The sequence below is a fragment of the Bradyrhizobium sp. P2_E8 genome, from assembly GCF_056403875.1.
Genome location: NZ_JBFUES010000773.1, coordinates 1 through 3,706 on the forward strand (window position 1 = coordinate 1; position 3,706 = coordinate 3,706).

Here is a 3,706-nt window from a genome sequence, read left to right on the forward strand (position 1 = left end):
GGGTTAATCGATCCTTAATGGCAGAAACGCGAAACTCGCTGACTGTGACCGCCGTGCGACGCTCCCTTGCACGGATGGCCCATTCCTCGTATGTACGGAATGCTGACGGCCGATATTTCCGGTTGTGTCGCATTCAGCCTCCCGGTGCAGCGCCGGAACTCTCAAGGTTTGGGGATTCCAGCGTTTTCCGTTCTCCTCTAAGACCAGCGCGGTGCGCGGCAGCGAGGTGGAGCGGGCCAAGCCCCGGCGGCGGACGGTTCCCGGAGACCACGTTTCCGGGGCGGTTCGGACAGCGACATAACCCATTGCCCGGTCCCTTGATCCCAAGGGAGCGGTTCGTGATCCCCAAGGCGAGCGCGCTCGCGCCATGCCTGGCCAGCAGCAACTGATTGAGGGGCGGCCTCGCCGCCCAATGTTTCATACGGGCCGACGCTTGATGCGCCAGACTGTGCCGACGAATTCTGAAGGATCATTCGCGACGCTGCGGAGTGATAATCCCGCGCGCCGCCGTGGTCCTGAAGCTTCCGGTCCGGCAAGGCGCGAGAGACGGCGTTTCGGCCTTCCCCTCACCCCCGAATCAGGTGGACCGTCGCGTCACCCGGCGGCGCGATACGCGCCCACGGTGTATCGCGCCCGCCGCCGCCAAGAGTTAAGACATGCCCAACAAGATGTTGATCGATGCCACCCACCCGGAGGAGACCCGGGTCGTCGTGGTCCGCGGCAATCGCGTCGAAGAGTTTGATTTCGAGACCGCGCAACGCAAGCAACTGCGCGGGAATATCTACCTCGCCAAGGTCACTAGGGTCGAACCCTCGCTCCAGGCCGCCTTCGTCGAATATGGCGGCAACCGCCACGGCTTCCTCGCCTTCAGCGAAATTCATCCCGACTACTACCAGATCCCGGTTGCCGACCGGCAGGCGCTGATCGAGGCCGAGGAACAGGCCCATCGCGAGGCCGAGGAAGAGAGCGAGAGCCGCTCGCACGGCCGCCGCCGCTCGCGTCACCGCAATGCCCGCCGCCGCGGTCATGGAGAACGGGTCCGCAGCGACATCGTCGAAGGCCTCGACGCCGGCGCCGATCCCGCGGCCCAGCCGGTCGATGGCGGGCCGAGCGCCGCCAACGCCGAAGGCGCTCCGCATGAGAGCGAGCATCTGCACGCCGACGTGGAGCATCACGGCGAGCACGATGCCCATGATCACAACGAACATGATCATCACGATCATGATCACCATGAACACGGGCACGACGACCATCATCACGATCACGCTCACGATCATGACGACCATGGTCATGACGGCGGGCACGATCATCACGACCATGATCATGCCGACGAGACGCCCGCGCCTGTCGCGGCCGTTGGCGCCGAACCCGTGGTCGCTGCCGAACCGCAGGAGGCGACCTCCGAAGCGCACGCAGAAGCTCTGGCCGAAGCCGTAACCGCCGCCGCGGAACCGGCCGATGCCGTGTACGCTGCCGGCGAAAGCACGGAAGCTCCGCATCACGACGCTGAAGCGGCGACTGACGACGACGACGACGACGACGAGGATGACGGCGAGGAAGCCGAAGAGGAAGTCGTCGAATCCGTTGGCGGCGACGATGTGATGGAGGAAGTGCCGGAGCGCACCTTCCGTCCGCGCCGCCAGTACAAGATCCAGGAAGTCATCAAGCGCCGCCAGGTGATGCTGGTGCAGGTCGTCAAGGAAGAGCGCGGCAACAAGGGTGCGGCGCTGACGACCTATCTCTCGCTCGCCGGCCGCTACGCCGTCTTGATGCCGAACACCGCGCGCGGCGGCGGCATCAGCCGCAAGATCACCAGCGCCCAGGACCGCTCGCGTCTGAAGGAAGTGGTGCAGGATCTCGACGTGCCCGAGGGCATGGGCATCATCCTGCGCACCGCCGGCGCCGCCCGCACCAAGCCCGAGATCAAGCGCGACTTCGAATATTTGATCCGGATGTGGGAGACGGTGCGCGACCTGACGCTGAAGTCGCAGGCCCCGACCCTCGTCTACGAGGAAGGCTCGCTGATCAAGCGCTCGCTGCGCGACCTCTACAACAAGGAGATCGACGAGATCTCGGTTGCCGGCGAATCCGGCTACCGTGAAGCACGCGACTTCATGAAAATGCTGATGCCCGCCAATGTCAGCGCGGTGAAGCAGTATCGCGACGGCCAGCCGCTGTTCTCGCGGATGGGCGTCGAAAGCCAGCTGGACGCGATGTTCTCGCCGACCGTGCAGCTGCGCTCCGGCGGCTACATCGTGATCAACCAGACCGAGGCGCTGGTCTCGATCGACGTCAACTCCGGCCGCTCGACGCGCGAGCACCATATCGAGGACACCGCGCTCAAGACCAATCTGGAGGCGGCCGAAGAGGTCGCACGCCAGCTCCGCCTGCGCGACCTCGCCGGCCTGATCGTCATCGACTTCATCGACATGGACGAGAAGCGCAACAACCGTGCGGTCGAGCGCAAGCTGTCCGATTGCCTGCGGCAGGACCGCGCGCGCATCCAGGTCGGACGCATCTCGCATTTCGGCCTGCTCGAGATGTCGCGCCAGCGCATCCGTGCCAGCGTGCTGGAATCCTCGACCGATCCCTGCCCGCATTGCGGCGGCACCGGCCATGTCCGCTCGGTGTCCTCGGTTGCGCTCCAGCTTCTGCGCGGCCTCGAAGAGATCCTGATGAAAGGCGCGACCCACAATCTCGTGGTCCGCACCCGCACCGACGTCGCGCTCTACGTGCTGAACCACAAGCGCGGCCATCTGCGCGACCTCGAGAACGGCTTCAAGGTCACCCTGGCGGTCATCGCCGACCCGAGCGTCAGCGGACCGCAGGCCTACCTCATCGATCGCGGCGAGCAGGTGCATACGCTCGAAGCCGCCAAGGCGCTGCTCGCGGCCCAGGCCGCGGCAAGCCCGCCGCCGGTGGTTGAAGAGGCCTATGACGACGAGGAGTTCGATCCGGAGCTGGAATCCGAGATCGAGTCCGAGGAGACCGAAGGTCTCACGGAAGAGCAGGCTGCCGGCGAGGCAGCCCCCGAGCAGGACGGTCAGCGCCGCAAGCGCCGCCGTCGCCGGCGCGGCCGCGGTGGCCAGCGCGACGGCGAGCTGCGCGAGGATGGCGCCCCCGCTCTTCCCGAGGCGGCGGTGGCTGCCGGCGAAGGCGATGAGGACGCCGAGTCCGAGCAGGACGGCGAGGAAGGCGAGGAACAGGCAGCCCGTGGCGAGCAGCAGGGCGGCGGCGAGCGCCGACGCCGGCGTGGTCGCCGCGGCGGACGCCGTCGGCGTGGGGGCGGCGAGGAAGGTCTTGCCGGCTCCATCGGCGACGAACTCGGCACCCAGTCACCATCGGAAGCTATCGAAGCGGTGGCCGATTTCGACGGCTTTGGCGGCGAGGCTGCACCCTCGATCGCGCAGGCCGAGCACACCGCCGAGCCGCAAATCGCGCAGCCCGAGGCACGTGCAGACGTGCAGGCAGAGGCGCCGGCCCAGCCGGAGCCAGCTCCTGCCGTCGCAACTGCAGAAGAGGATCCCGCCGACGACAAGGCCGCGCGGCGTCGCTCCACGGTCCGGGAAAAGGTGAGCTTCCTGTCGAGCAGCCCGAGCGAGCCCGCAGCACCGGTTGCGCAGGCAACCGAACCAGTCGCGCCGCCGCCGGCACCTGCGCCCGCACCGGAACCGGCAAGCGAGACGCCGGCCGCCCCGCGCCGCGC

At 67.2% G+C, this 3,706-nt stretch carries 1 protein-coding gene; it reads left to right on the forward strand.

From position 1 onward, the window contains the following. Positions 1 to 656 precede the first annotated feature (656 nt). A partial coding sequence (locus AC1D00_RS31505; protein ID WP_477013347.1) for an Rne/Rng family ribonuclease occupies positions 657 to 3,706 on the forward strand: 3,050 nt, incomplete at its 3' end.